Source organism: Pseudomonas sp. HMSC08G10, from assembly GCF_001808425.1.
GTDB classification, from domain to species: domain Bacteria; phylum Pseudomonadota; class Gammaproteobacteria; order Pseudomonadales; family Pseudomonadaceae; genus Aquipseudomonas; species Aquipseudomonas guariconensis.
In genome coordinates, this window is sequence record NZ_KV793306.1 from 226,546 (window position 1) to 250,908 (window position 24,363).

Below are 24,363 nucleotides of genomic sequence, written 5' to 3' on the forward strand. Positions count from 1 at the left end.
ACAACCGCAGGTCCTGTGGGAGCGGTCCCCCGTGAAGGAGCCGGCACAGGCAACCAAAGGCCCCGCCCATGCCCACGATTCCCTACTGGCGCCTGTCCAGCTTCTACCTCTTTTACTTCGCCTTGCTCGGCTCCACCGCGCCGTTCCTGGCGTTGTACTTCGACCATTTGGGCTTCTCGCCGGCACGCATCGGCGAACTGGTGGCCATTCCCATGCTGATGCGCTGCATCGCACCTAACCTGTGGGGCTGGCTGGGGGATCGCAGCGGTCAACGGTTGCTGATCGTGCGCCTGGGCGCTTTGTCGACTCTGGGCACCTTCTCGCTGATCTTCATCGACAAAAGCTACGCCTGGCTGGCACTGGTGATGGCGCTCCATGCGTTCTTCTGGCATGCGGTGCTTCCGCAGTTCGAGGTGATCACTCTGGCGCACCTGCACGGGCAAACCTCGCGCTACAGCCAGGTGCGCCTGTGGGGGTCGATCGGTTTCATCCTCACCGTGGTCGGCCTGGGACGGCTGTTCGAGTGGCTAAGCCTGGATATCTACCCGATGGCGTTGGTGACCATCATGGCCGGGATTTTCATCGCGAGCCTCTGGGTGCCCAATGCCCAGCCGGTGGAGCATGCCGAGCGCAAGGGGGCAGGGGGCTTCCTGCGGCAACTGGCGGCGCCGGGTGTAATGGCGTTCTATGTGTGCGTGGCGCTGATGCAGCTCAGCCACGGCCCTTACTACACCTTCCTCACCCTGCACCTGGAACATCTGGGCTACACCCGTGGCGCCATTGGTTTGCTGTGGGCGCTGGGGGTGGTGGCCGAAGTGCTGGTATTCATGGCCATGAGTCGAATCTTCGCCCGGGTTTCAGTGCGCCATGTGCTATTGGCGAGCTTCCTGCTGGCGGCGCTGCGTTGGCTGTTGCTGGGGAATCTGGCGGACATTCCAGCGGTGCTGGTGTTTGCCCAGCTGCTGCATGCGGCGACCTTCGGCTGTTTCCATGCCGCAGCCATTGCCTTCGTCCAAGGTAGCTTCGGCGCGCGTCAGCAAGGGCAGGGGCAGGCGTTGTATGCGGCCTTGTCTGGCACCGGCGGTGCCCTGGGCGCACTCTATTCGGGCTACAGCTGGAAACTGCTGGGCCCGTCCTTCACCTTTGGTATGGCCAGCGTCGCGGCGCTCGCGGCAGCCGTTATCATTGCCCTTTGTTCGAAACAGACCAGGACCAGCCCCTGATGAGCATTCTCAGCGTTTTCCATCTCTACACCCCCGAGTTGCCGAACAAGGTGCTGACCCACCACGACGATATCGCCGCCACCCTCGCCGAGCAGGGTGTGCGCCTAGAGCGCCGTACCGATGAGCTGCGCATCCGCCCGGGCACAGCCCATGAGCAAGTGTTGGCCGAATGCCATGGGCTGTTGGACCAACTGATGACCACACATGGCAGCGTCGCGTTCGGCCTGCTCAACCGCGATGGCCTTGACCCGAGCCAGGCTGATCTTCGCGCTGAGCATGTGCACGAAGCGGTTGAAGTGTTTGCCGTGATGGGCGGACGCGGACAGGTCAGCTTGCGCCTGGGCGACTACGTGTATGCGGTGTTGTGCGAGAAGGGCGACGTGTTGGTGATTCCCGCCGGCGTGCGCCGTTGGGTGGACTTGGGGGACAACCCGTTCTGCCTGGCGTTGCGCCTGTTTGGCAGCGAATCGGGGATGCAGCCGCAGTTTACCGGCGATTCGACGGCCCGGCAGTTTGCCGGCATGGATGAGCTTTGAGGTACGTTTTTCACGGATAAGCCGCCCCCACAGCCACTCCACCGCCTTTGGAACGATGGAACACCTGTGGGAGCGGGTTTACCCGCGAAAGTCGCGCCGCATCAGCGATAAGTCGGCAGGGCAAAACGCTGCTGGCTCTGCAACATCGAGATCACTGGAAGCTCACTGGCCTGTTCGGCCAAGTCGCGGCGGATGGCGCTGATCGCCCAGGACAACTGCTCGGCGCTGTGCAACTGTGCGTAGGTCAATGCACGGCGAGTCACCTTGCCATCGGCTGCCCGCAGGGTCAGCTGGATACCGCCGTCGGGGCGAGGCTGGGTTTCGACTTGATAGGCGCAGAATACCGAGGCGAACTTTTCCTGGATGAGGTCCATATCTCAACTCCTGACTGTTGTATGGGCAGACGTGAGTTGAGTGTTGCAGTGACCGTGCCATCCTTGCTGATTTGGAAAATTCGTTTGAATTCAATGAGTTGTGAAGAAGAGGAATTTGGGCAACCGTGCATTTCGCATGGTCGTGCATTTTGCACAGTGCAATTTGCAAGGGTCATAAGGTTTGTCTTTCGAGCCGATAGAATCTGAACCTTTGACCGCCTGGCAGTGCCTGACGAAGACTTGGGCTCTTTTCTTGCCAGGAGGTTCCAGATGTCCGACCAACAGCCCACCGCCATGACTGACGAAGAGACGGCCGCGTTTGCCGAGGAAGTCTTCGAGCGTGCCCGGCGCGGCGATGCGCCGATGCTCGAGCGCCTGCTGCAGAGCGGTCTGCCCGCCAACCTGCGCAATCACAAGGGCGACACCTTGCTGATGCTGGCCAGCTATCATGGCCACATCGACGCGGTGCGTGTGCTGCTGGCCCATGGCGCCGACCCGCTGATTGCCAATGACAACGGTCAACTGCCCATCGCGGGAGCCGCATTCAAGGGTGACCTGGCCATGATCCGCTTGCTGATCGAACATGGCGTGCCAGTGGATGCCGCCGCCGAGGACGGTCGTACCGCCCTGATGCTCGCGGCGATGTTCAACCGCAGCGAGATACTCGAGTTCTTGCTGGCTCAAGGTGCCGATCCTGCACGCCAGGATGCCCGCGGCGCCACTGCCTTGGTCGCCGCCCAGACCATGGGCGCACCGGACACTGCCGCGCGCCTGCAGATGCTGGCCGGCTAACCCTCAGGGGGCATTTGCGGCTATCCTTGGCGACTTTTTCGCCAGCGCAGGGGCCCCCCATGAAAAACCAGTTGTTCGAACTCATCAGCCTCATCGGCGCCGGCTGCATGCGCGAGCAAGACATCGAGCGCATCGCCGACGAAGCAGCCCAGGCCTACGCCGATCCCGCCGCCTTCCTGGCCGCCAACCCAGACATCAACTACGACGACAGCTTCCCCATCCCACTGGGTGAATGGGTGGTGGTCGGCAGCCTGCCGGACACCGTGCTGTTCCAGGCCGATAGCTACCAAGAGCTGTTCGAGCGCATCACCGACTCATTCGACAAGAGTGTGCCGTTCAACCTCAAGCCCAAGCAGCTGGCGCGCACCGAGCCGCTGACCGCACTCAATCGCATCCAGGTCCAGATGGGGGCCCTGAACAAGGAGGCCGGCGGTTATGTGCTGGTCAACTTCAGCCAGTTGCTCGATGACGAGTTGCAGATGGTGATGGTGGGGCAGAACGACCTGGCCCGAGTGCTGGAGTTGGGCGCTGAGGTGGGGATCAAGGTCGAGCCGGCGTTGGAAGCATTGAAGGTCGCTGTTCACGTCTGATGGGCTGCTCGTTCGCGGGTGGTCCCGCTCCCGCAGGTATCGATGCGGACCTGCTGGGAGCGGGTTTACCCGTGAAGAGGCGGTAGTGTCAGCCCAACGCGGTATCGAGGAACATCATCACCGCGAATCCGCCCATCAAGCCCAGGGTTGCCGAGGTCTGGTGCCCATTGCGGTGGGTTTCGGGAATCACTTCATGGGACACCACGAAGATCATCGCACCCGCCGCCAAGCCCATGCTCACCGGATAGGCCAGTGCGAAGCCGGTAGAGATACCCAGGCCAATCACCGCACCCAGCGGCTCCATCAGGCCGGAGCCGATCGCCACCAGCGCCGCCTTGAGGTTCGACAGGCCTGTCGCGCGCAGAGCCAGGGCCACGGCCAGACCCTCGGGGATGTCCTGGATGGCAATCGCGCTGGTCAGCGGCAAGCCGATGTTCATGTCGCCGTTGGCGAAGCTCACGCCAATGGCCATGCCTTCGGGCAGGTTATGCAGGGTGATCGCCAGCACGAACAACCACACTCGGTTGATGCGCTCCGCCTCTGGGCCGCAAGGGCCAGTGCTTTCATGTTCGTGCGGGGTGAAGCGATCAAGGCCAAGCATCAACAGCACACCCAGTCCCATCCCCAGCACCACGGTGAAGGCCGCTGCCGGGCCATTGCCGGTGATTTCCCGGGCAGCGTCCAGGCCTGGCAGGATCAACGAGAAGGAACTGGCCGCGAGCATCATCCCAGCGGCAAAGCCGAGCATCACGTCCTGGCTGCGCGTGCTGACATCGCGCAGCACCACTGCCAGCACCGCGCCCAGGGCTGTGGCGCCGAACCCTGACAGCCCACCCAGCAGCGCCAAGTGCAGGTTGTCGGCATGGTCGCCATGGATTGCATTCCACAGGCTGGCCGCGAGCAGGCCGAGCACCACCAACAGGCTCAGGCCCAGGCCGGCGCTGAGCCATGGGGTGGTCGCGGCTTGTTGCCGCCAGGCGTTGAACAGCGAGGCGGGAGCAGGACTTTCAGGAGCGTGGGCAGGGGGCATGCGGACCTCGTGACAATGTATGAACGCAGTCTAGCCATTGACCTATTCCAGCGGCCAAGCATTCCATTCTATCGACGCAATAGCCGGCTATGCTTGGCAGCAAATCTTTTGCCAGGAGCAGTCGCATGGGGTCCACCTTCAACAGCCTTGTCGGGCTCATCATTCTCGCCCTGGACATCTGGGCGATTCTTCACGTGCTCAAGAGCGGCGCCGAGGTGGGCATCAAGGTGCTCTGGATCTTGTTGATCGTATTGCTGCCGGTGATCGGGCTGATCATCTGGGCCATCGCCGGGCCCAGGGGCAACCTGAAATTCTGAAGGCCGCGGTACCAATCCGGCCCATTGGCAGGTTTATCCGCCAATGGGCCCGCTAAACACCGCAAACGCCAGCTCGTGACGAAATTTTCACACTGGATTATCGAAAATCCGCGCCGCACAATGCTGCGTTGGCCCTATAGCCGTGCTTTGATGGCCGGGCCCTTCAGGTAGCAGGGCGATTTCGCCTTTCCGCAAACCCGCAATCCTAGGATCCCCTCATTCATGGCTAACACGGATGCCTTGAAGCAACGGGCCGTGCCGGCTCCGTTCGCGCCGACCCTCAAATCGCACCTGGCCTATACGCTGCTCAGCGGCCTGGTGATCATGCTGATGCTGAGCCTGGTTCGCCTGGCGTTGCTGATCTACAACAGCGACATGATCGGCGACACCCCGTCTTCCACCGTCGCCGAAGGTTTCCTCAACGGCCTGCGCTTCGACCTGCGGGTGGTGGTGTATCTGAGTATTCCGCTGTTGCTGGCGTTGCTCAGCCCTTGGGCGATGGCCCGTCGCGGGTTCTTCCGTCTTTGGCTGACCTTGACGTCCAGCGTGGTGATGTTCCTTGGCCTGATGGAAATGGACTTCTACCGCGAGTTTCACCAGCGCCTGAACGGCTTGGTGTTCCAGTACATCAAGGAGGACCCCAAGACCGTCCTGAGCATGCTGTGGTACGGCTTCCCGGTCGTGCGCTACCTGCTGGCCTGGCTGTTCGGGACCTGGCTGCTGAGCCTGCTGTTCAAGGGCATCGACCGCCTGACCCGCACTGACGGTGCCTCCCAGAGCCTGGCGCCGCGTCGGATCGCCCCTTGGTACCACCGCCTGGCGGTGTTCATGGTGGTTCTGCTGGTCGCCGTCGTTGCTGCCCGTGGCACCCTGCGCCAGGGCCCGCCGATGCGTTGGGGGGATGCCTTCACCACCGACTCGAACTTCGTCAACCAGCTTGGCCTGAACGGCACCTTGACCCTCATCGACGCGGCCAAGAGCCGTTTCGGTGAAGACCGTGCCAACATCTGGAAGCCCACCGTCGAGCAGGACGTGGCCACGCAAACCGTGCGTGACCTGCTGTTGACCCCCAACGACACCTTGGTCGAGGCCGACGAAGCGGCAGTGCGCCGTGACTTCCAGCCGCCCGCTGACCGCACCCTGCCGGTCAAGAACGTCGTCGTGATCCTCATGGAAAGCTTCGCCGGTCATTCGGTGGGCGCCCTGGGCAGCCCGAACAACATCACGCCGTACTTCGACAAGCTGGCCAAAGAAGGCCTGCTGTTCGACCGCTTCTTCTCCAACGGCACCCACACCCACCAGGGCATGTTCGCCACCATGGCGTGCTTCCCGAACCTGCCTGGCTTCGAATACCTGATGCAGACCCCGGAAGGGGGACACAAGCTGTCTGGCCTGCCAGCGCTGCTGAGCGCTCGTGACTACGACGATGTCTACGTCTACAACGGGGATTTCGCCTGGGACAACCAGTCTGGTTTCTTCGGCAACCAGGGCATGACCACCTTCATTGGCCGTAACGATTTCGTCAATCCGGTGTTCTCTGACCCGACGTGGGGCGTGTCCGACCAGGACATGTTCGACCGGGGCAACGAGGAATTGGCCAAGCACGATGGCAAAAAGCCGATCTACGCGCTGCTGCAGACGCTCTCCAACCACACGCCGTATGCGCTGCCCAAGGACCTGCCGGTCGAGAAGGTCACAGGCCAGGGCCGCCTGGACGAACACCTTACGGCCATGCGCTATTCCGACTGGGCCCTTGGCCAGTTCTTCGAGAAGGCGCGCAAGGAGCCGTACTTCAAGGACACCCTGTTCGTCATCGTCGGCGACCATGGCTTCGGCAACCAGCAGCAGGTCACCGAGCTGGACCTGGGCCGCTTCAACGTGCCGTTGCTGTTGATCGCCCCGGGGATCCAGGAGAAGTTCGGTGCGGTCAACCACACCGTGGGTACCCAGGTCGACATCGTGCCGACCATCATGGGCCGCCTGGGTGGCCAGACCCGCCATCAGTGCTGGGGCCGTGACCTGCTGAACCTGCCTGAGGGCGACCCGGGCGTGGGCATCATCAAACCGTCGGGCAGCGAGCAGATCGTTGGCTTGGTCAAGGGTGACCGCATCCTCATCGAGTCCAAGGACATGACCCCGCGCCTGTATCGCTACCAGCTGGGTCGCGAGTTCAAGGCCGAGCTGATCGAGAGTCCCGACCAGCCTGAGCTGCTGAAGAACCTCGAGTCCTACATCCAGACGGCGACCAAGAGCCTGATGGACAACACCGCCGGTGTCGTCCACGGCGTGCCCAAGGACTGACGCCCTCGCGCGCTCCCTCCCACAGGTGATGGACAAGCCTTCACCTGTGGGGCGGGCTTGCCCACCACTGCGGTGAACTGAACAAACGCCCTCGCCGACGGTCAAGGATACTGGCAGTACACACCCGGTATTCTTTGATTGAGAGGACAATTCAATGAAAGAGTGGGAAGTCACCTTCGTCGACCAGAATGGCGTACAGAGCTCACTGCTCTACAACGGCGATCAACGCCCAAGCGATGAGCAAGCCGCCCGCCTGATCCGCTCGCATTTGTTCCCGGTCATCGATGAACTTGACCTCAATGACTTCCAGGACCGCAGTCCATTCCCCACCGTGCGCTGGCTCAAGGAGCAGAGCGGCGTCTCCATCACCCGCATCGAAGAAAGGCCCTGAACGCGCTGCGCTGGCGTTGTGAGCCAGCAGGCACTACGCTCAGACGAGGCCCGGATCTTTCTGCGGATCCGCGTCGGCTCCATTCGCGTCTCTCATTAGCTCGATCTGCCAGGCACTCGATTGTGCAAAGCAGGTGCGTTGTGCACGGAAAGTCTATCCATTGCGTTTGTAGGAGGACGTTTCATGAGCAGCCAGAACGACGATATCAGCAGCAATGTCCTTCGCCAGATGAAAGCTGGCGGTTTCGACTTCACCCGAATCCATCCCATCGAGTTCTATGCGGTGTTCCCTGACGAGGCTGGTGCCCGGCGTGCGGCCGGACAGTTCCGCGGTGAATCCCTCAATGCCCAGGTACGTGAGCTGGACGACGGCGCTTGGCACCTGGAGCTGAGCAAAATCATGTACGCCACCTACCGAGGGATCGGGGCCTTCGAGGAGGCCTTCGAGCAGGTCGTCTCGCCCTTTGGGGGTGAGGTCGAGGGATGGGGCGTGAAGCAGGAGCGGCCAGTCGCCTGAATACCCTGGGCCTGGGGCCGCTGTGCGGCCCTTTGCAGCCTGCGCCGGCGGCACAACCTTTCAAGGCTTGCGCTTGGCCATGTGCGCCAGGTAAGCGATCAATGCGTCGAGCTCTTGCTCGCTCAGCACGTTTTCGGCAAACCCTGGCATTTTCGCCTGGGGCCACTGCCGTAGGCTTTGCGGATCACGAATGTAGCGGCGCAAAAAACCCGGCTGGAAGTACTCAGTGGGGTTGTGGGGCACGTTCAAGTCTGGTCCGAACTGGGCATCGCCTGCGCCATTGAGGCGGTGGCACGCCAGGCAGTTCTGCTGGAACAGGGCAAAGCCTTGGCGTACCGGATCGTTCGCTGCGAGCGTGGGGTCGGGCAGTAGGGCAGGGAAGCGCTCCTGCACCGGTGCCAGGCGGCGAATCGTGGTGATCTGGAACGGCCATTGCTCTGGGCGGATGTTCCCGGCTTGAGGATCGGTCCACACCAGGTAGAACGGCCCGGCACCCGGTTTGCCGTTGCCCAGCGCCGGCCAGGGTTTGGCCGGGTCTTCCACGGCCAGCCAGGCCCGTGCGGGGCCGGCCTGGAGCAAGGGCGCGGCAGGCATTTCGGCGGCGAAGCCATCCAGCGCGACGGCTTGCAAATGATCGTTGGGGCCCACCCCCTCGAGCAGTGCACTCAATGGCACAGCGCGGTAGTGCATGGGGCGCTTGTAGGAGACATCCTGCTCGATACTGATGTCCTGGGCCTGTGGGTGTGCCAGCAATGCCTCGCTTTGCCACTGGCGCGCGGTATGACCGAATTCCAGATGCAATTGCGCCGCCGATAGCGGCAGACAGAACAGCAAGGTCAAAAGGGCAAAGCAATTGCGCATGGGTAATCTCCAACCTTGAGTGGTCGAGAGATTACCTGTGCAATGCCAACAATGGCCACGGCTGCGTTTATCCGAACAAGCGTGTCAGGTTCGGCAGGATGAGCAGCAAGGTCGTGGCGAAGAGAATGAGCCCGGCTTGGCGTACTTTCGATTGTCTGAACATGGCGGACCGCCTTCTTGTTGTTATTCCTGAATAGCCCTTGGCTTCCTTGTCTCGCTTCGGGTCGATCGCAACGGCGCTCGGTGACGCCGGTCGTGCATGCCTCGTGTGTCTGGATATACAACCAACAGTAGGGTGTGCGTTATCCATGTTTGAGAACCCTTTGTTCTATTGGCAGATTCGTTGATTTCTTTCGTTTATGAGGCCAAGGGCTATCACGCTGGCATCCTCTGGCTAGACAGGTGCGGCATGAACGAGCGCCCCGGTGAAATTAGTGACCGTTCGTCAGTGCATCCTACTTGCTTGTAGGTAGGTTTCGCGTCAGTCTCTACAGCAAAAATCCCACACACGTCGTTCAGGACTATCCCTATGTCGTTACGCATCTGCATCCTGGAAACCGATGTCCTGCGACCGGAGTTGACCGCGCAGTATCAGGGCTACGGAAGGATGTTCGAGCAGCTGTTCTCGCGTCAGCCGATCGCAGCGCAGTTTCACGTCTATAACGTGATGAACGGCGAGTACCCTCCCGAGGGCGAAACCTTCGATGCGTACCTGGTGACCGGCAGCAAGGCGGACTCGTTCGGCTCCGATCCGTGGATCCAAACGCTCAAGGCCTACCTGCTCAAGCTCTACGAGCGTGGCGAGAAGCTACTGGGTGTGTGTTTCGGCCATCAGGTGCTGGCGCTGGTGCTCGGCGGTAAGACCGCGCGGGCCGATCAGGGCTGGGGCCTGGGTATCCACCGTTATTCCTTGGCGGCCCATGCGCCGTGGATGGATCCTGAAGTGTCCGAACTGACTCTGCTGATCAGTCACCAGGACCAGGTGACCGAGCTGCCTGAGGGCGCTACGGTCATCGCCTCCAGCGATTTCTGCCCCAATGCGGCCTACCACATCCGCGACCAGGTGCTGTGCTTCCAAGGGCATCCGGAGTTCGTCCATGACTACTCCCGTGCTTTGCTCGACGCGCGCCAGGATGTGTTGGGCGAAGAGGTCTACCGGCGAGCGATCGCCAGCCTGGAGCAAGACCACCAGGGCGATCTGGTCGGCAAGTGGATGTTGCGGTTCATCGGGCACTCGGACAAGGCCAAGGAAAACGCGGCATAAAGAGCCCTGTGGGGGCCGCTTTGCGGCCTCTCACAGGCTTCAAAGCAGCTCGAAGATCGGCCCGTGCGGCAAACGGCTACAGCCAGCCCGAGCGCTTGAAGCTTGCGTACAGCGCACTGCATCCCACGCCAATCACACCTAGAACCCCAAAGTACCCGTAATGCCAGCCAAGCTCCGGCATGTTCTGGAAGTTCATCCCGTAGATGCCTGCAATGGCGGTGGGGAACGCCAGGATCGCCGCCCAGGCAGCGAACTTTCGCTGCACGATGCTCTGGCGTGACGACTCCAGCAGCATGCCGATCTCGATAGTCTGACTGGCGATGTCGCGGATACTGGCCAGATCTTCCATCTGCCGAGTGACGTGGATCTGCACGTCCCTAAAGTACGGGCGCATGTTCTTGTCGATGAAGGGGAAGTTCAGGCGCTGCAGCTCCTCGCTGACCTCCACCATCGGCGCCACGTAGCGGCGTAGGCGCAGGATGTCCCGGCGCAGGCTGTGCAGGCGCTGGATGTCCTCCTCTTGGAGCGAATTGCTCAGCACGCTCTGTTCCAGCTCCTCGATCTCGCCGTGGATGGCCTCGCTGACCGGCTGGTAGTTCTCGGTGACGAAGTCGAGCAAGGCGTAGAGCACGAAGTCTTCGCCATGCTCGAGCAGCAGCGGGCGTGCCTCGCAGCGTTGGCGCACCAAGGCATAGGATTTGGAATGGCCGTTGCGGCAGGTAATGATGTAGCCGTTGCCGGCGAAGATGTGCGTCTCGATGAACTCCAGCTTGCCTTCATGGCGCACCGGCGAATAGGTGACGATGAACAGGGCGTCGCCAAAGGTCTCGAGCTTGGGGCGGCTGTGCTTTTCCAGGGCGTCTTCGATGGCCAGTTCATGCAGGCCGAACTGGCGCTGCAGGTTGGCCAGCTCTTCGGCATTGGGCTCTTCCAGGCCGATCCAGACGAAGTGCCCGGGCTTGCTGGCCCACTCGCTGCCCTCGTCGATACTGATATTGGTGACCTTTCTGCCGGCGCTGTACACCGCCGATGCCACGACTCGCCCCATGGTTGTCCGCTTCTTCGGTTGAACACCCGATACAGCTTGGGCTCAGTCACGTCATAGAGCAACCATCGCCTGTGCCGCTGAGGGCGTCGAGCGCATTGCCGAGCGAATCAGCTTTGCGCCAGCTCACCCTCCATGCGGTCGATGCACTGCTGCATCTGCGTGCGGCATTGCTCGATCAGTGCCGGCAGATCCTGCTGGCCCAGGCCGGCAGTGGCGATCGGTGGCAGCGAGCGCACGATCACTGTGCGCTGGCGCCAGCTGTTCAGGCCCAGGCGCTTGGAGTAGCGACTGACGCATACCGGCACGATGGGCACACCGGCCTCGACGGCCATGTGGAACGCGCCTTTCTTGAAGGCTAGCAGTTGCTCGCCGGGGTTGCGGGTGCCCTCGGGGAAGATCCAGATCGAGGTGTCGTTACGCAAGATGCGGGTGGTCACCTGCATGGCCTTGCGCGCCTGGTAGGCGTTCTTGCGATCCACCAGCACGTTACCGCCGAGCCAGAACAGCTGGCCGAACAGGGGGATCCAGCCCAGGCTCTTCTTGCCGATGGCCACGGTGCGTTGCGGTACCACCTGGCCGAGGATGAACAGGTCGAAGTTGGACTGATGATTGGCGACGATGACGCAGCCGGGTGGTTGGTCCCACAACGGGCCGACCTCGGCCTTGACCTTGATCCGCATCAGCCAGGCGGCAGGCAGGCTGTAGAGGCGGGCGAACAGGCGGCTGTTATCGGGGTTGAACGGCCGGCACAGGCCGATGACCAGACCCGCCACGCCGACGAACAGAAAATGCAGCGCCAGAAGGAGCATGCGGAGCATATAGAGCATGGGACGACTCACACACCAGACAGTCGCGGCGCAGTGTACGGGTGTGCACTGCCTGGGGCAAACCTTTGGGTGTTGTGTCATGGCAAAGCCCGCGGCTAGAGGCGCGCGGGCTCGCGTTTGTGAAAGGCGCTGTCGACTCAACCCATTTGTTGCTGGTCCAGCAAGATGGCGTTGTCCAACGTCTCGAGCAGGTCTTTGCGCACCTTCAGCTTGGTGTTTTTATGCGCCAGCATGTTGATCTTCTTCAACTCGCGGGCGGCAGCCAGGGCAGCCTCCTGCAGTTGTTCAGCGGGCACCACTTTGTCGAGGAAGCCTGCATCCACCGCGGCATGCGGGTCGAACACTTCGGCATTGATCACCGCACGATGGAAGGCCGAACGGCGTAGACGGTCACGGGCCAGCTCGATGCCCGCGTGGTGCATGGTCATGCCGATCTGCACTTCGTTCAGGCAGATCTTGTAGGGTCCTTCGACACCGATACGGTAGTCCCCTGACAACAGCAGGAACGCGCCCTTGGCCACGGCGTTGCCCGGGCAGGCGACCACCACCGGGAAGGGGTGGCTGAGCAGGCGACGGCTCAGGGTGGAGCCCAAGGTGACTAGGCCGACGGCTTCCTTCGGGCCGCTGGTCATCACCTTGAGGTCGTAGCCGCCGGAGAGAATGCCCGGCTGGCCGGTGATGATCACCACGGCGCGCTCTTGCACGGCGCGGTCCAAGGCGGCATTGAAGGCGGCGATGAGATCCGGCGAGATGGCATTGACCTTGCCGTTGTTCAGGGTCAGGGTGGCGATGCCGTCTTCGGCATGGTAGGTAATCAGCTCGCTCATGACAGAGTCCTTTGGGTGACGTGGCGACGACGGTACCCAGCGGCGCCGGTCAGGTAAAGCGATAAGGCTGACCGGTCGGTCAGCGTCTGGGCCGCGCCCCTTGTCGCGACGGGACAGGGGCAACATGGGCTGTAAAAGCACTGGCCAGATTGGCAGCATTGCCCTGGCAGGCCCGTTGTTTTGGCCAATTGGCTTAAGCACATGAAAATTCTGAAAAAAATGCTTGCCAAAGGAAAAGGCTTCTACTAAATTAGCGCGCCTCGACAGGCTGAACTGCTTGAAGAGATCCGGTGAAGTGTCCGAGTGGTCGAAGGAGCACGCCTGGAAAGTGTGTATACGAGAAATCGTATCAAGGGTTCAAATCCCTTCTTCACCGCCACATTCCACAAGAAGCCCCCGTGCAGAAATGCCGGGGGCTTTTTGTTTGTTCGTCTTTTGGCTCAGGGCTGCTGTGCAACCCGTCCTGTCCCGCAATGGGGCTGCCAGGCAGCCCCTGATCTCTCAGAAGCTGACCGAAGCCGACAGTCGCGTTGTGCGTGGTGCGCCCTGGAATAGGTAGTTGTCGCCCAGGTAGTTCCCCACATCCCGCCAGTAGCGTTTGTCGAAGACGTTATCCACCGTCAGGCGCAGCACAGTCTCATAGCCGCCGATGCGGGTGCGATAGCGGCTGCCGAGATCGAACACCGTGTAGCCACCCACCTCCACGTTCCCCGCCTGGCTTGCATACTTGCTGGCGCTGTAGCGGGCGCCGCCGAGCAGGGCCAGGCCTGGGACCGGCAGGCTGTAATCGGCCTGCAATGCGGCGCGCAGACGCGGGACGTTGATCGCCTGGTGCCCTTCGTAGTCATCGGTGCCACTGTTCTGCACCCGGGCATGAATCGCCGCAGCGCTGGCCTGGATTTGCAGGCGCGAGGTCACCCAGCCGCTGGCACCCAGTTCCAAGCCGGTATTCTTCTGCTGGCCTTGCTGCACATAGGTGAAGCCGCCGTTGTCCGGGCGTGCGTATTGATAAGCCTGGCGGATCTGGAATAGCGCGGCGCTGAAGCTCATGCCCTGCCAGTCATGCTTGATGCCCAGCTCCGTCTGGTGCGACAGGGTGGGGGCGAGGATTTCAGAGGCGTTGCTGGCGAACCAGGGCGCGGTACCACCGGCGGACAGGCCTTTTGAGTAGCTCGCGTAGAGCGTGGTGTCCGGCTGCGGCTTGTAGATGAGCGCGGCGTTGGGCAGCAGCTGGTATTGCTGGGTATGGCGACCGGCATCGCCGTTCTCGTCCCAGGTTTCTTCGTCCAGGCGCACTTCGCGGGCACCGATGATGGTTTGCCACTGTTCGTTGAAGGTGATCGTGTCGCTGACGAACAGGCCATACTGGCGGCTGTCCAGGCGGCGTTCGCTGGAACCGACGGGAGCGGTGGCCGGAGGGACTGCAGGTACATCTTCGTTGATGTTGCCGCTGCCGACGCCAATGTTGTAGTAAGGGCGTTGATCCAAGGTGCGACGCTGTGCACTCGTTCCCACCGTCAGCTCATGACCCACGCCCAGGGCGTCGAAGCGGCCATTGAGCATGGCCTGCGCTTCGTCGATGCGACGGGTGTCGTCCGGGCTTCGGAAGTCATAGATGTCGTAGTCGCCTTCGGGGCTGAAATAATTGGGTACCGCGGCACCTGCACAACTGGCTGCGCCGTAGCAACCCCAGGCGAATGCACTGTAATCATCGATCACTACTTTGCTGCGCGAGGCGCTCAGGGTGCCGCTCCAGGCATCGCTGAAGCGGTACTCGAACCGCCCACCCACGTTCAGCGAGTCGTTCTGCACAGGCTTGGCCCAACGCTGATAGGCCAGATGGTCGTCAGGGTCCACGCCATGGGGCACTTCGGTACCGCCCAGCAGTTGATACCCTGGAACCGACAGTTGCTCGCGATGTTGGTACTCGGCATCGAGTTGCAAGATGGCATCGGGGTTGATCTGCCAGTCGAACGCCAGGGAGGCGAAATCGCGCTTGCCGTCGGCATGCTCCACGTAGGAGCGGATGTCTTCATGGGCCAGGTTGGCGCGCAGGCCAAACTGGCGCTCGCTGCCGAACCAGCCCCCGAGGTCGGTGGCCAGGTAGCGCTCGCCTTCCTCGTTGGTCGATACGCTGACGCTGCGCACGTCCTCCGGACGCTTGGTCACGTAGTTGATAAGGCCGCCAGGCGCCGACACACCGCTTTGCAGGCCCGACAACCCCTTGAGCAGTTCCACTTGCTGCTTGTTCTCCAGAGCCACGTTCTGCTCGCCAGCGATGGTCTGACCGTTGATGCGGTAGCTGCTGGCGGCGTTGAGCTCGAAACCCCGCACATTGAAGTTCTCGTAATAGCCGACCGGGGCGTAGCTTTCACCGACCGAAGCATCGCTTTGCAGCACTTCGCTGAGCGTGCGAACCTGGCGATCATCCAACAACTGGCGACTGAACACGCTGACCGAGGCTGGTGTGTCGAGCAGCGGGCCTGGTTGCAAGCCGCCGACCTGGGCTTCGCGAGCCTGATAACCCTCGTCGCCGTAAACCTCCGATACGCGCAGCGGCGCCAAGGTGACGCTGTCATCGGCTAGCCCCTGGGCGCTGTGCAGGGCAAGGCCCAGGCCAAGCAGGCTGAGGGGCAGGCGAGGGCGAAGCGGGGTCATGCAGGGCTCCTTGAAGGCTGGGCGCGGGGTGCGCAGATGCCGGGATGTCAGGCAGGATGGGCGCCGTCGGCGTTGCGTCGGACGGGCAAAAGGGCGCCATGGTAGCAGGCGCGAACGCCCCAGGCGCCAGCATTTCGCAGGCACCTGGGGACTGAAACGATTGGGTGAAGAAAAAAGATCAGCGAGCGGCGGAACGCTGATGTTTTCGCCAGTTGTCGTCGATCTTCGACCAGGTCTTGCCGTCGGTAATGGCCATCAGTTTGCGGCCGTCCTTGAAGGTGGCCAGGAAGGTAGCCTCTTCATCCTTGCCGCCTAGCCAGAGCCCGGCAAGCAGTCCGACGGGCCCTGCTACCAAGGCACCGGCCACGCCCCAGCCGATGGCGCTGCCCAGGCTGCGACTGGGCTCAAGGCTGGCGAGCCTGAGGTCCTTGATGCGTGTGAGGGAAATCCGCTCGCCTGGGGATGGGCTGCGCGGGGTCTTGAGTGTGAGCGATCCATTGCGATACTCGCCTTCACCTTGCAAGAAATCGCCGGATTGCACCGTGAGTCTTGTCATTGTGTCGTCCTGTCCGGGAAAGGGCTTTGACCAGCGCCTACTGAGCGCTGTAGCGCTCGGCAAGTCAACGGGCAGGCGACGGAGGGTTGGTGGCGCATTGCCGCAGGATCTTGCGGGTTAATCCCACGGGCAGGCACAACGAGGATCATCTGCGCCGGCTCTTCCGCGGGTAACCCCCCACAAGGCTTGCCCAGGCCCGCTGGGAGCGGGTTCACCCGCGAAAGGCCAGACAGTCACGCCGCCTGCATGGCCAGCTTGCGCTTGCGCTCGGCCATTGCCCATACCACCAGGGCTAGCGCGCCGATGACCAGTCCGGCCACGACGATCCCCATCCAGCCCTGGCGCTGGAACAACTGGGTGCCCAGCAGCGAGCCCAGCGCTCCACCGATGAAGTAGCAGGTGATGTACCCGGCGTTGAGCCGTGTGCGGGCTTCTGGGCGCAAAGCGATCACTGCGTTCTGGTTGCTGACGTGTATCAGCTGCACCGCAAGGTCCAGTACCAGCACCCCGATCAGCAACGCCATCAGCGAGCTCTGGGCAAAGCCCAGCGGCACCCACGACAGCAGCAGGGCGACCAGCCCGACGGTGGTGCCCAGCGAGCCTTGGCCACGGTCGGCCAGGCGTCCGGCCCAATTGGCCGACAAGGCACCGGCCGCCCCCGCCAGACCGAACAGGCCGATCACGGCATCGGAGTACTGGTAAGGCTCACGGGCCAGGAGGAAGGCCAAGGGGGTCCAGAACAAGGCGAACAGACTGAACGCCAGCAGGCCCAGCAGCGAACGCAGGCGCAATACCGGTTCTTCGACGAACAGGCGGAACACCGAACCGATCAGGGCTGGGTACTTGAGCCCCGCGTGGGAGTGGTGCTGCGGCAGGCTGCGATACAGGGCGATGGCGGTCACCGCCATCAATACCGCGGCCAGTACATAGATGCTGCGCCAGCCGCCGATCTCTGCCATGAACCCTGCGGCAGTACGTGCCAGAAGAATGCCCAGCAGTAGCCCGCTCATCAGCGTGCCCACGGCGCGGCCGCGTTGCTCTGGGGCGCTGAGGGTGGCGGCCATGGGCACCAGCACCTGGGCCACTACCGAGAACAGGCCGGTCAGCGCCGTGCCGAGCAACAGCCAGGGCAGGCTCGGCGCACAGGCGCTGATCACCAGGCCCAAGGTGGCGATGGCGACCATGCAGACGATCAACCGGCGCTGTTCGAACAGATCGCCGAGCGGCGCCAGCAGCAACAGGCCAGCCCCGTAGCTGAGCTGGGCAGCGATGACGATGGTCCCGGCGCTGGCGGTGTCCAGGCCAAATTGTTCGGCGATGCTGTGCAGCAGCGGTTGGGCATAGTAGTTACTGGCCACGGCCAGGCCGGTGGCGGTGGCCATCAGCAGGATCAAGGCGCGGCTCAGGGATGGGGTGTTCATGGCTGCTCTCGTTGCGGGCAATCGGAAGTGGATGCAAGTATCGGGAAGTGCGCGGCATGACGCCAATGTATAGTTTTCAACTTATCTATCTCGAAAACAGATCAATTCATGAACCTCAAGCAGCTCGAATATGCCTTGGCCGTGGCTGACACCGGCAGTTTCACTCGCGCCGCCGAGCGCTGCCATGTCGTGCAGTCGGCACTGAGCCATCAGGTGGCACGGCTGGAGGCGCAACTGGGGGTGAGCCTGTTCGAGCGAAGTTCGCGGCGGGTGCGGCTCACGCCGGCCGGTGAAGCCTTCGTGCTCAGTGCCCGGCCGGCGGTGGAAGCGGCGCTGCGCATCCCCGAGGATGTTGCGGCGGCCTGCGGCCAGGTGCGAGGACGGTTGGCGATCGGTGAAATCAGTTCGCTCACGGCGCTCGATCTGGTCGATCTGTTGGCGGTGTTTCACCAGCGCTACCCAGACGTGGACATCCGCTGGTTGACCGCCAAGAGCGAATGGCTGGTAGCCGATGTCAACGAGCGCCGTCTGGATGTCGGCTTCATCGGCCTGTGGCAGGGCGAGACGCTGCAGGGCGTACAGCATCGTTTGTTGGCCCGTGAGGCCTTGGTGGCGGTGCTGCATCCGGACCATCCTCTGGCAAATCGTGGGCAACTGGCCCTGGCGGAACTCTCGGACCAGGTGTTGGTGGACTTTCCCGAGGGGACCGGTGCGCGCCGGCAGACCGATGAGGCGTTCCTGGCCGCGGGTGTGCAGCGTCGGGTGCAGTTCGAGATCGGTCATATCCGCCTGGTGGAAAAATTCGTCCAGCGCGCCATGGCCGTGGGTTTGGTCCCCGAGCGTATCGCCCAGGGTTTCCAAGGCGTGGCCATGGCCTATCTGGACGATGCGCCTGTGCGTCACCTGTACGCGGTGTGGTCGAGCAGCCCGACGCCGGCGGCGCGGGCGTTCCTCGAGTTACTCCAGGCGCATCTGCAGCCACTATGAGATGTCGCCTCTACGCGGGCAAATCCGAGAAGAGGCGACACGACTCAGGCGGCAAAGCCGCCGTCGGCCGTCAGGCTTGCGCCGGTGATATAACCGGCTTCAGGGCCAGCCAGGTAGGCAACGAAGCTGGCGATCTCTTCGACCTTTCCGTAGCGCCCGATGGCCATCAGTGGGATCAGGCTGTCGGCGAACTCGCCCGACGCCGGGTTCATGTCGGTGTCCACCGGCCCGGGCTGCACATTGTTCACGGTGATGCCCTGTGGGCCCAGGTCGCGAGCCATGCCTCGGGTCAGGCCGACCAGTGCCGACTTGCTCATGGCATAGGGCGCGCCGCCTGCGAACGGCATGCGCTCGGCGTTGGTGCTGCCGATGTTGATGATCCGTCCGCCCTGACCCATATGACGCGCCGCGGCCTGGCTAGCGACGAACACGCTGCGCACGTTGATGGCCAGCATACGGTCGAACTCGGCCAAGTCGAACTCGGTCACCGGCGCCACGGCGAGCACGCCGGCGTTGTTCACTAGGATGTCGAGGCGGCCAAAGGCTTCGACGGTCGCCTGCACGGCCTGCTGCACGGCGGCGGCATCGGCGCTGTCGGCGCGCAGCGCCAGTGCCTGGCCGCCTTCGGCGTGGATGTCGGCAACCAACGTGGCAGCGGTCTCGGTAGCGCTGACATAGGTGAAGGCGACCTTGGCGCCTTCCTTGGCCAAGCGGCGGACGATCGCCGCGCCGATGCCGCGAGAACCGCCCTGGACCAGAGCCACCTTGCCGTTGAGGTTGAATGTGTTGGACATGCTGATCTCCTGCTTCTAAGCAAGGCCCGATGCCTTGGATGGACGCAGTATCGACCCTGGATTACCCGCTGATAAGATGGCAATCACGATTAGCAGAGTAAACCTTAGGTTGATAATCATGGCCGTGGAATCGTTCAGCACACTGGAGTGCTTCATTCGCAGTGCCGAGGTGGGCAGTTTCGCCGAGGCGGCCCGACGCCTGTCCCTGACCCCGGCGGCCGTCGGCAAGAACGTCGCCCAACTGGAAGCACGATTGGGCGTGCGGCTGTTTCAGCGCAGCACGCGCAAGCTCACCCTGACCGAAGCGGGGCAGCGGTTTCTGGGCGAGGTCAGCGACAGTTTTCGCACCATCCAGTACGCCATGGCTAACCTGGCCAGCGCCGAAGGCCAGCCGGCCGGGGCGTTGCGGGTGAGCATGGGCACGGTGTTCGGGCGCCTGTACGTATTGCCATTGCTGGGAGAGTTTTTGCAGCGATACCCGGCGATCATCCCGGATTGGCATTTCGACAACCGCCAGGTCGATCTCATAGGCCAGGGTTTCGATGCAGCCATCGGCGGCGGCTTCGAGCTGCCGCCGGGCGTGGTGGCGCGCAAACTGACGCCTGCGCATCGGGTGCTGGTGGCTGCACCTGGCTACTTGCAACGCCATGGGCCGATCGAGGCACCCGAGGCTTTGCCGCGCCATACCGGTATTCTCATCCGTTCGCCGCAGACCGGCCGCGTGCGTTCCTGGCCGCTGACCAGCCGCTGGCAGGAACAGCGGCCTTTGCAACTGCACCAAGCGATGACCATGAGCGATTCGGACGCCGCCTGTGTGGTGGCCGAGCAGGGATTGGGCATTGCCTTGGTCAGTCTGCCGTTCGCAGTGCCCTATCTGGAGGCCGGGCGTTTGCGTAGAGTGCTGCCGGATTGGTACGTCGACGATGGGCATATCAGCTTGTACTACGCCGAACACAAGCTGCTGCCGGGCAAGACCCGGGCGTTCATCGATTTTGTGATGCAGCGGTTTGCCGAACAGGGGTTGGCGAGGCGGTTCAATGCTCTGGAAGCGCTGTAGATTTGCGGGTTTGGCGTGGGTGGATTCACCCGCGGATGGGCGCGCTCAGACCACCTCGACTACCACCTGAACCTGAGCCACGCCGGCCACCACCAAGCTCACTTCGTCATCGACCTTCTTGCCCAGCAACTGCTGCCCCAGGGGCGAGCGCGGGGTGATGACCGTTACCTGTCCATCCCCTGCATCGATCTTGAGCCCGGCGGCCTCGGGACCTAGGAACAGCAGACGTTGCTCACCGCTTTCGTCTTCCAGGGTGACAAGGTTGCTGATCTGGATACCGCGCGCCGGATCATAGTCGCGTAGCAGCAACTGCTGGTACGCCAGCAGCGACTGGCGGATCTCGGCTGTGCGTCGGGCCTGGCCGGTGGCGAGGTACGAGGCCTCGAGACTCAGGGTGTCGTATTTGTTCTCGGCGATGTTCTCCTCAGCGGTAGCCGCTTCGTAGGCGGTCTGGGCCGCGCGACGGAGCACATCCTCATCGCGTGCGAGGGTCTCGACGATACGGGCGAGCAGGGTAGTCTTGTCCATGGTCAGTAGCAGAATTCCAGCACGTTGGCCTGGCTCTTGTCGGTGGGGGCGGTGCGGTTTTGCTGCAGCCAGAACTGGCACTTGGGGTTGTTCAGGTTGCGCGGGTTGCCCTGTGCGGCATCGGCGGCCTGGCGGGCCTGTTGCTCCTGCAGGATCACCTTGTAGCGTTCGAACATCTCGGCCTGGGCATCGGCGGGCTGGGCTGGTGCTGGCGCAGCGGGGTAGAGGGCCGGTGCAACGGTCTGGGCCACCGGTTGCACCTGCTGCGGCCACCACCGCCAGGCCAGCCATAGGCTCAGGGCGATGGCCACGGCGCCGAGCCATAGGCCAAAGGCCACGCAGAGGATCAGCTGCGCAGGCTTGAGGGTAATCTTCAGTTCGCGGTGACGGGGCATGAGGGCCTCCTGGCAGGCAGTTCTTGGCCTGCATTGTCGCATGGCGGCGGTCGATATTTTCAGCTTCGCGCTTTCGTCTGCGACAATTTATCCGCAGAATCCGCGGTTTTTCCGCGCGGTGAGGGGAGTGGGCATGAAAGCCACCTGGGACATCTTCTGCACAGTCGTGGACAACTACGGCGATATCGGCGTGACTTGGCGCCTGGCCCGGCAACTGGTGGCCGAACAGGGCCTGGCCGTACGCCTGTGGGTGGATGATCTGACCGCGTTCGTGCGCTTGTGTCCGCAAGCCGATGCCGGTGCCTCGCAGCAATGGCAGGCAGGTGTCGACGTGCGGCACTGGCCGGCCCCGTGGCAGCCGGTGGAACCCGCCGATGTGGTGATCGGCGCCTTTGGTTGCCGGCTGCCTGCGGACTACGTCGAGGCCCTGCGGCTGCGCCCCCGGCCTGCGTTGTGGCTGAACCTCGAATACCTCAGCGCCGAAGACTGGGTGGAGGGCTGCCACGGGTTGCCTTCGCCACAGGCCAATGGCCTGCGGACGGTGTTTTTCTTCCCAGGCTTCACCGACAAGACCGGCGGCTTGCTGCGCGAGGGCTCGCTGCTGGCTCGGCGTGAGGCCTTCGAGGCGGATCCAGCGGCACGCCGGGCGTTTCTCCAGCGCCTGGGTGTGCAGGTGGAGGAGGGCACTCGGTTGATCTCGCTGTTCGCCTACGAGAACGCGCAACTGGGGAACTGGCTCGAGGCTCTGGCCGAGGATGCCCAACCCAGCCACCTGTTGGTGCCAGAGGGGCGCATCCTGGCCGGTGTGCGTCGTTGGCTCGACGCGCCAACCCTGGGCGTTGGCGACATGCGGCGCAGAGGTGCGCTGACCGTGCAGATCCTGCCTTTCGTCAGTCAGGACGACTACGACCGGTTGCTCTGGGCCTGCGACTTCAATGCCGTGCGTGGCGAGGACTCGTTCGTGCGCGCCCAGTGGGCCGGCCGGCCCATGCTGTGGCACATCTATGTCCAGGAAGAGAACGCCCACTGGGAAAAACTCGAGGCGTTTCTCGCACTTTATCGCCAGGGCTTATCAGAAAAAGCAGGGGATGCGCTGGTCGATCTTTGGCGTGCCTGGAACAAGGATCAGGACATGGGCGCCGCCTGGCGCGGGGCGCTTGGGCACTGGCCGGAGCTCGTGGCCCATGCCCGCCAATGGAGCGCCGCACAGGCCGCTCGGCCGGACCTTGCCACGACGCTGGTACAGTTTTACCGAAATTGGCTATGATACGCGGCCTCGATTTTTATAAATCCATCCAGATTCGGATACTTCGTAATGAAAACTGGTAAAGAACTGAAACCCGGTACCGTACTGCGGATCGACAACGATCCGTGGCTGGTACAGAAAGCCGAATTCACCAAGTCCGGTCGCAACAGCGCGATCATGAAGACCAAGCTGAAGAACCTGCTGACCGGCTACAAGACTGAAACCGTCTACTTCGCCGACGACAAGCTGGACGACGTGATCCTCGATCGCAAGGAAGTCACCCTGTCCTTCATCAGCGGTGATGCCTACACCTTCATGGACACCACCGACTACACCATGTACGAACTGAACGCCGAAGACATCGACGCCGTTCTGCCGTACATCGAAGAAGGCATGCAGGACGTCTGCGCCCTGACCATGTACGAAGAGAAAGTCGTATCGGTCGAACTGCCGACCACCATCAGCCGTCAGGTCACCTACACCGAGAACGCCGCCCGTGGCGACACCTCGGGCAAGGTCATGAAGCCGGCCAAACTGGCCAACGGCACCGAAATTCAGGTTGCCGATTTCATCGAGATCGACGAGTGGATCGACATCGACACTCGCGACGGCAGCTTCAAGGGCCGTTCCAAGAAGTAATCCTTCTTGCGATCGCAAAAAACCCGGCCTCGGCCGGGTTTTTTTTGCCACTGCAAAATCTTCATGTGATGCCAGGCAGTGCCTTTTACGGGAATGAACCCGCTCCCAGGAGGACACCGCGGCCCTGTAGGAGCGGGTTTCTCGCGAAGAGGCTCAGACGGTCACATGCAGCCTGACATCCACATTGTTGCGGGTGGCGTTGGAGTAAGGGCACACGTGGTGCGCCTTCTCGACCAGTTCCTCGGCTTCGGCCTGGGCCAGGCCTGGCAGGTTGATGTGCAGATCGATGTCCAAACCGAACCCGCCGGGGATCTGGCCGATGCCGACCTTGGCCGTGATCGAGCTGTCTGCTGGCAGTTGCTTCTTGGCCTGGCCTGCGACGAACTTCAAGGCGCCGATGAAGCAGGCCGAGTAGCCGGCGGCGAACATCTGCTCAGGGTTGGTGCCTTCGCCGCCTGCGCCGCCCAATTCCTTGGGAGTGCTCAGTTTGACCTCGAGCTTGCCGTCGCTGGAGCGGGATTTACCATCGCGACCGCCGGTGGAGGTTGCTTCAGCGATGTACAGGGGAGTGACCTTTTGCATCTTGAGCCTCGCTTGTGTGCTGTGCGCCATGGCGCTGGGGTGGGTACGGGATTTAAATTAGCGCTCAATTATTTTGCGCGCAAGATAAATTTGCCACCGCTCATCGGAACGGCCCTACCAGCATAGCCCTCAGAGGTTTTTTTGCAGGCTGGCGCGTAACTCCAACAGGTCGGCTTGCAGTTGTTGCAGGCGTTCGACGCTACGTCCGCTGGCCTGCAGGATGCACGGGGGTACGCGCTTGGCCTCGATCTGCAGGGCGCGGCCCTTGTCGGTCAGTTCTACCAGTACCACCCGTTCATCCTCACGGCTGCGGGTGCGCTTGAGCAGGCCTTCGCTTTCCAGGCGTTTGAGCAAGGGTGTGAGAGAACCGGGATCGGTGAGCAGGCGTTGGCTGATCTCGCCCACGGTCAGGCCGTCCTGCTCCCAGAGCACGAGCATGGCCAGGTACTGCGGATAAGTCAGGCCCAAGGCTTGCAACAAGGGCTTGTAGACCTTGGTCATCAGCAACGAGGTGGAGTGCAGGGCGAAACAGACCTGGTTGTCCAGCAGCAGCTCGTCGCAGGGGGCATTGGTGGTGGCGTTCATGCAGGTCCTTCAATGAGT

27 protein-coding genes and 1 tRNA gene are annotated in these 24,363 nt (G+C 62.5%); 14 read left to right on the forward strand and 14 right to left on the reverse strand.

What is annotated here, in order from left to right; all coding sequences use genetic code 11:
- Window positions 1-68: 68 nt before the first annotated feature.
- The gene (locus HMPREF3173_RS11400) at window positions 69-1,223 is read left to right on the forward strand and encodes an MFS transporter (RefSeq protein WP_070573190.1); all 1,155 of its coding nucleotides are present in this window, start codon (window positions 69-71) and stop codon (window positions 1,221-1,223) included.
- Window positions 1,223-1,759: an oxidase gene (locus HMPREF3173_RS11405; protein WP_070573192.1), complete on the forward strand. Its 537-nt coding sequence runs from the start codon at window positions 1,223-1,225 to the stop codon at window positions 1,757-1,759. Before HMPREF3173_RS11400 ends, HMPREF3173_RS11405 begins: the two co-directional genes overlap by 1 nt.
- 101 nt (window positions 1,760-1,860) lie before the next feature.
- On the opposite strand, the gene HMPREF3173_RS11410 is transcribed toward HMPREF3173_RS11405, so the two are convergent.
- Window positions 1,861-2,133, reverse strand: coding sequence for a DUF3509 domain-containing protein (locus tag HMPREF3173_RS11410; RefSeq protein WP_043209779.1), 273 nt, complete (start codon window positions 2,131-2,133; stop codon window positions 1,861-1,863).
- Between the two features lie 270 nt (window positions 2,134-2,403).
- On the opposite strand from HMPREF3173_RS11410, the gene HMPREF3173_RS11415 reads away from it, so the two are divergent.
- Window positions 2,404-2,925 carry an ankyrin repeat domain-containing protein gene (locus HMPREF3173_RS11415; RefSeq protein WP_070573194.1) on the forward strand — a complete coding sequence of 174 codons (522 nt, stop codon included), beginning with the start codon at window positions 2,404-2,406 and terminating at the stop codon, window positions 2,923-2,925.
- A gap of 59 nt (window positions 2,926-2,984) precedes the next feature.
- Window positions 2,985-3,515, forward strand: a complete 531-nt coding sequence (locus tag HMPREF3173_RS11420; protein WP_070573196.1) for a hypothetical protein — start codon at window positions 2,985-2,987, stop codon at window positions 3,513-3,515.
- 88 nt (window positions 3,516-3,603) lie between these two features.
- Here HMPREF3173_RS11420 and HMPREF3173_RS11425 read toward each other — a convergent pair whose 3' ends face one another.
- A complete protein-coding gene (locus HMPREF3173_RS11425) occupies window positions 3,604-4,545 on the reverse strand; it encodes a ZIP family metal transporter (RefSeq protein WP_070573198.1) in 942 nt (313 codons plus the stop codon).
- A gap of 125 nt (window positions 4,546-4,670) precedes the next feature.
- Here HMPREF3173_RS11425 and HMPREF3173_RS11430 point away from each other — a divergent pair, with 125 nt between their 5' ends.
- From HMPREF3173_RS11430 to HMPREF3173_RS11445, 4 genes are all read left to right on the forward strand, one after another.
- Window positions 4,671-4,862 carry a PLDc N-terminal domain-containing protein gene (locus HMPREF3173_RS11430; RefSeq protein WP_070573200.1) on the forward strand — a complete coding sequence of 64 codons (192 nt, stop codon included), beginning with the start codon at window positions 4,671-4,673 and terminating at the stop codon, window positions 4,860-4,862.
- A gap of 222 nt (window positions 4,863-5,084) precedes the next feature.
- Entirely contained in the window at window positions 5,085-7,163 is a 2,079-nt protein-coding gene (locus tag HMPREF3173_RS11435; RefSeq protein ID WP_070573202.1) for an LTA synthase family protein, read from the forward strand.
- Window positions 7,164-7,317: 154 nt separating this feature from the next.
- Window positions 7,318-7,554, forward strand: a complete 237-nt coding sequence (locus HMPREF3173_RS11440) for a hypothetical protein (protein WP_043209794.1) — start codon at window positions 7,318-7,320, stop codon at window positions 7,552-7,554.
- 183 nt (window positions 7,555-7,737) lie between these two features.
- Complete coding sequence (locus HMPREF3173_RS11445) at window positions 7,738-8,070, forward strand: ribonuclease E inhibitor RraB (protein WP_043209796.1); 333 nt, start codon at window positions 7,738-7,740, stop codon at window positions 8,068-8,070.
- Between the two features lie 60 nt (window positions 8,071-8,130).
- Here the strand turns inward: HMPREF3173_RS11445 and HMPREF3173_RS11450 are convergent, their stop codons facing one another.
- Window positions 8,131-8,931, reverse strand: a complete 801-nt coding sequence (locus HMPREF3173_RS11450; protein ID WP_043209799.1) for a cytochrome c — start codon at window positions 8,929-8,931, stop codon at window positions 8,131-8,133.
- A 529-nt stretch (window positions 8,932-9,460) separates the two neighbouring features.
- On the opposite strand from HMPREF3173_RS11450, the gene HMPREF3173_RS11455 reads away from it, so the two are divergent.
- Complete coding sequence (locus tag HMPREF3173_RS11455) at window positions 9,461-10,195, forward strand: amidotransferase (RefSeq protein WP_043209801.1); 735 nt, start codon at window positions 9,461-9,463, stop codon at window positions 10,193-10,195.
- A gap of 76 nt (window positions 10,196-10,271) precedes the next feature.
- Here the strand turns inward: HMPREF3173_RS11455 and HMPREF3173_RS11460 are convergent, their stop codons facing one another.
- The 3 genes from HMPREF3173_RS11460 to HMPREF3173_RS11470 all read right to left on the reverse strand — a co-directional run bounded on the left by HMPREF3173_RS11460 (window position 10,272) and on the right by HMPREF3173_RS11470 (window position 12,897).
- A complete protein-coding gene (locus HMPREF3173_RS11460; protein ID WP_070573204.1) occupies window positions 10,272-11,243 on the reverse strand; it encodes a magnesium and cobalt transport protein CorA in 972 nt (323 codons plus the stop codon).
- Between the two features lie 107 nt (window positions 11,244-11,350).
- Entirely contained in the window at window positions 11,351-12,070 is a 720-nt protein-coding gene (locus tag HMPREF3173_RS11465) for a lysophospholipid acyltransferase family protein (protein WP_070573206.1), read from the reverse strand.
- 137 nt (window positions 12,071-12,207) lie between these two features.
- Entirely contained in the window at window positions 12,208-12,897 is a 690-nt protein-coding gene (locus HMPREF3173_RS11470) for a crotonase/enoyl-CoA hydratase family protein (protein ID WP_043209808.1), read from the reverse strand.
- Window positions 12,898-13,186: 289 nt separating this feature from the next.
- Here HMPREF3173_RS11470 and HMPREF3173_RS11475 point away from each other — a divergent pair.
- Window positions 13,187-13,276, forward strand: a tRNA-Ser gene (locus tag HMPREF3173_RS11475).
- A gap of 122 nt (window positions 13,277-13,398) precedes the next feature.
- On the opposite strand, the gene HMPREF3173_RS11480 is transcribed toward HMPREF3173_RS11475, so the two are convergent.
- The 3 genes from HMPREF3173_RS11480 to HMPREF3173_RS11490 form a co-directional block, all read right to left on the reverse strand.
- On the reverse strand, window positions 13,399-15,555 hold the full coding sequence (locus HMPREF3173_RS11480; RefSeq protein WP_070573208.1) for a TonB-dependent siderophore receptor: 2,157 nt from the start codon (window positions 15,553-15,555) through the stop codon (window positions 13,399-13,401).
- Between the two features lie 178 nt (window positions 15,556-15,733).
- Entirely contained in the window at window positions 15,734-16,111 is a 378-nt protein-coding gene (locus HMPREF3173_RS11485; protein WP_043209812.1) for a hypothetical protein, read from the reverse strand.
- Window positions 16,112-16,344: 233 nt separating this feature from the next.
- Window positions 16,345-17,532, reverse strand: coding sequence for an MFS transporter (locus tag HMPREF3173_RS11490; RefSeq protein ID WP_070573210.1), 1,188 nt, complete (start codon window positions 17,530-17,532; stop codon window positions 16,345-16,347).
- Window positions 17,533-17,640: 108 nt separating this feature from the next.
- Here HMPREF3173_RS11490 and HMPREF3173_RS11495 point away from each other — a divergent pair, with 108 nt between their 5' ends.
- On the forward strand, window positions 17,641-18,519 hold the full coding sequence (locus HMPREF3173_RS11495; protein WP_070573212.1) for a LysR family transcriptional regulator: 879 nt from the start codon (window positions 17,641-17,643) through the stop codon (window positions 18,517-18,519).
- A gap of 44 nt (window positions 18,520-18,563) precedes the next feature.
- On the opposite strand, the gene HMPREF3173_RS11500 is transcribed toward HMPREF3173_RS11495, so the two are convergent.
- The gene (locus tag HMPREF3173_RS11500) at window positions 18,564-19,313 is read right to left on the reverse strand and encodes a 3-oxoacyl-ACP reductase family protein (protein WP_043209818.1); all 750 of its coding nucleotides are present in this window, start codon (window positions 19,311-19,313) and stop codon (window positions 18,564-18,566) included.
- A gap of 118 nt (window positions 19,314-19,431) precedes the next feature.
- Between HMPREF3173_RS11500 and HMPREF3173_RS11505 the strand changes: the two genes are divergently transcribed.
- Complete coding sequence (locus HMPREF3173_RS11505; protein WP_070573214.1) at window positions 19,432-20,370, forward strand: LysR family transcriptional regulator; 939 nt, start codon at window positions 19,432-19,434, stop codon at window positions 20,368-20,370.
- A gap of 45 nt (window positions 20,371-20,415) precedes the next feature.
- Here HMPREF3173_RS11505 and HMPREF3173_RS11510 read toward each other — a convergent pair whose 3' ends face one another.
- Both HMPREF3173_RS11510 and HMPREF3173_RS11515 read right to left on the reverse strand, forming a co-directional pair.
- Window positions 20,416-20,898, reverse strand: a complete 483-nt coding sequence (locus HMPREF3173_RS11510; RefSeq protein WP_070573216.1) for a GreA/GreB family elongation factor — start codon at window positions 20,896-20,898, stop codon at window positions 20,416-20,418.
- Window positions 20,899-20,900: 2 nt separating this feature from the next.
- Window positions 20,901-21,293 (reverse strand): hypothetical protein, encoded by a 393-nt coding sequence (locus tag HMPREF3173_RS11515; protein WP_043209823.1) that lies wholly within the window; start codon window positions 21,291-21,293, stop codon window positions 20,901-20,903.
- A 133-nt stretch (window positions 21,294-21,426) separates the two neighbouring features.
- On the opposite strand from HMPREF3173_RS11515, the gene earP reads away from it, so the two are divergent.
- Window positions 21,427-22,560: an elongation factor P maturation arginine rhamnosyltransferase EarP gene (gene earP, locus HMPREF3173_RS11520; RefSeq protein ID WP_070573218.1), complete on the forward strand. Its 1,134-nt coding sequence runs from the start codon at window positions 21,427-21,429 to the stop codon at window positions 22,558-22,560.
- 48 nt (window positions 22,561-22,608) lie between these two features.
- Window positions 22,609-23,178 carry an elongation factor P gene (gene efp, locus HMPREF3173_RS11525; RefSeq protein WP_043209827.1) on the forward strand — a complete coding sequence of 190 codons (570 nt, stop codon included), beginning with the start codon at window positions 22,609-22,611 and terminating at the stop codon, window positions 23,176-23,178.
- A gap of 153 nt (window positions 23,179-23,331) precedes the next feature.
- On the opposite strand, the gene HMPREF3173_RS11530 is transcribed toward efp, so the two are convergent.
- Together HMPREF3173_RS11530 and HMPREF3173_RS11535 are read right to left on the reverse strand one after the other, a co-directional pair.
- The gene (locus HMPREF3173_RS11530; RefSeq protein ID WP_070573220.1) at window positions 23,332-23,760 is read right to left on the reverse strand and encodes an organic hydroperoxide resistance protein; all 429 of its coding nucleotides are present in this window, start codon (window positions 23,758-23,760) and stop codon (window positions 23,332-23,334) included.
- Window positions 23,761-23,889: 129 nt separating this feature from the next.
- Entirely contained in the window at window positions 23,890-24,345 is a 456-nt protein-coding gene (locus tag HMPREF3173_RS11535; protein ID WP_070573222.1) for a MarR family winged helix-turn-helix transcriptional regulator, read from the reverse strand.
- Between the last annotated feature and the right edge of the window lie 18 nt (window positions 24,346-24,363).

Coding starts and splice junctions, on each gene's coding strand:
- HMPREF3173_RS11400 (WP_070573190.1), top strand. CDS start 69: ATGCCCACGATTCCCTACTGGCGCCTGTCCAGCTTCTACCTCTTTTAC.
- HMPREF3173_RS11405 (WP_070573192.1), top strand. CDS start 1,223: ATGAGCATTCTCAGCGTTTTCCATCTCTACACCCCCGAGTTGCCGAAC.
- HMPREF3173_RS11410 (WP_043209779.1), bottom strand. CDS start 2,133: ATGGACCTCATCCAGGAAAAGTTCGCCTCGGTATTCTGCGCCTATCAA.
- HMPREF3173_RS11415 (WP_070573194.1), top strand. CDS start 2,404: ATGTCCGACCAACAGCCCACCGCCATGACTGACGAAGAGACGGCCGCG.
- HMPREF3173_RS11420 (WP_070573196.1), top strand. CDS start 2,985: ATGAAAAACCAGTTGTTCGAACTCATCAGCCTCATCGGCGCCGGCTGC.
- HMPREF3173_RS11425 (WP_070573198.1), bottom strand. CDS start 4,545: ATGCCCCCTGCCCACGCTCCTGAAAGTCCTGCTCCCGCCTCGCTGTTC.
- HMPREF3173_RS11430 (WP_070573200.1), top strand. CDS start 4,671: ATGGGGTCCACCTTCAACAGCCTTGTCGGGCTCATCATTCTCGCCCTG.
- HMPREF3173_RS11435 (WP_070573202.1), top strand. CDS start 5,085: ATGGCTAACACGGATGCCTTGAAGCAACGGGCCGTGCCGGCTCCGTTC.
- HMPREF3173_RS11440 (WP_043209794.1), top strand. CDS start 7,318: ATGAAAGAGTGGGAAGTCACCTTCGTCGACCAGAATGGCGTACAGAGC.
- HMPREF3173_RS11445 (WP_043209796.1), top strand. CDS start 7,738: ATGAGCAGCCAGAACGACGATATCAGCAGCAATGTCCTTCGCCAGATG.
- HMPREF3173_RS11450 (WP_043209799.1), bottom strand. CDS start 8,931: ATGCGCAATTGCTTTGCCCTTTTGACCTTGCTGTTCTGTCTGCCGCTA.
- HMPREF3173_RS11455 (WP_043209801.1), top strand. CDS start 9,461: ATGTCGTTACGCATCTGCATCCTGGAAACCGATGTCCTGCGACCGGAG.
- HMPREF3173_RS11460 (WP_070573204.1), bottom strand. CDS start 11,243: ATGGGGCGAGTCGTGGCATCGGCGGTGTACAGCGCCGGCAGAAAGGTC.
- HMPREF3173_RS11465 (WP_070573206.1), bottom strand. CDS start 12,070: ATGCTCTATATGCTCCGCATGCTCCTTCTGGCGCTGCATTTTCTGTTC.
- HMPREF3173_RS11470 (WP_043209808.1), bottom strand. CDS start 12,897: ATGAGCGAGCTGATTACCTACCATGCCGAAGACGGCATCGCCACCCTG.
- HMPREF3173_RS11480 (WP_070573208.1), bottom strand. CDS start 15,555: ATGACCCCGCTTCGCCCTCGCCTGCCCCTCAGCCTGCTTGGCCTGGGC.
- HMPREF3173_RS11485 (WP_043209812.1), bottom strand. CDS start 16,111: ATGACAAGACTCACGGTGCAATCCGGCGATTTCTTGCAAGGTGAAGGC.
- HMPREF3173_RS11490 (WP_070573210.1), bottom strand. CDS start 17,532: ATGAACACCCCATCCCTGAGCCGCGCCTTGATCCTGCTGATGGCCACC.
- HMPREF3173_RS11495 (WP_070573212.1), top strand. CDS start 17,641: ATGAACCTCAAGCAGCTCGAATATGCCTTGGCCGTGGCTGACACCGGC.
- HMPREF3173_RS11500 (WP_043209818.1), bottom strand. CDS start 19,313: ATGTCCAACACATTCAACCTCAACGGCAAGGTGGCTCTGGTCCAGGGC.
- HMPREF3173_RS11505 (WP_070573214.1), top strand. CDS start 19,432: ATGGCCGTGGAATCGTTCAGCACACTGGAGTGCTTCATTCGCAGTGCC.
- HMPREF3173_RS11510 (WP_070573216.1), bottom strand. CDS start 20,898: ATGGACAAGACTACCCTGCTCGCCCGTATCGTCGAGACCCTCGCACGC.
- HMPREF3173_RS11515 (WP_043209823.1), bottom strand. CDS start 21,293: ATGCCCCGTCACCGCGAACTGAAGATTACCCTCAAGCCTGCGCAGCTG.
- earP (WP_070573218.1), top strand. CDS start 21,427: ATGAAAGCCACCTGGGACATCTTCTGCACAGTCGTGGACAACTACGGC.
- efp (WP_043209827.1), top strand. CDS start 22,609: ATGAAAACTGGTAAAGAACTGAAACCCGGTACCGTACTGCGGATCGAC.
- HMPREF3173_RS11530 (WP_070573220.1), bottom strand. CDS start 23,760: ATGCAAAAGGTCACTCCCCTGTACATCGCTGAAGCAACCTCCACCGGC.
- HMPREF3173_RS11535 (WP_070573222.1), bottom strand. CDS start 24,345: ATGAACGCCACCACCAATGCCCCCTGCGACGAGCTGCTGCTGGACAAC.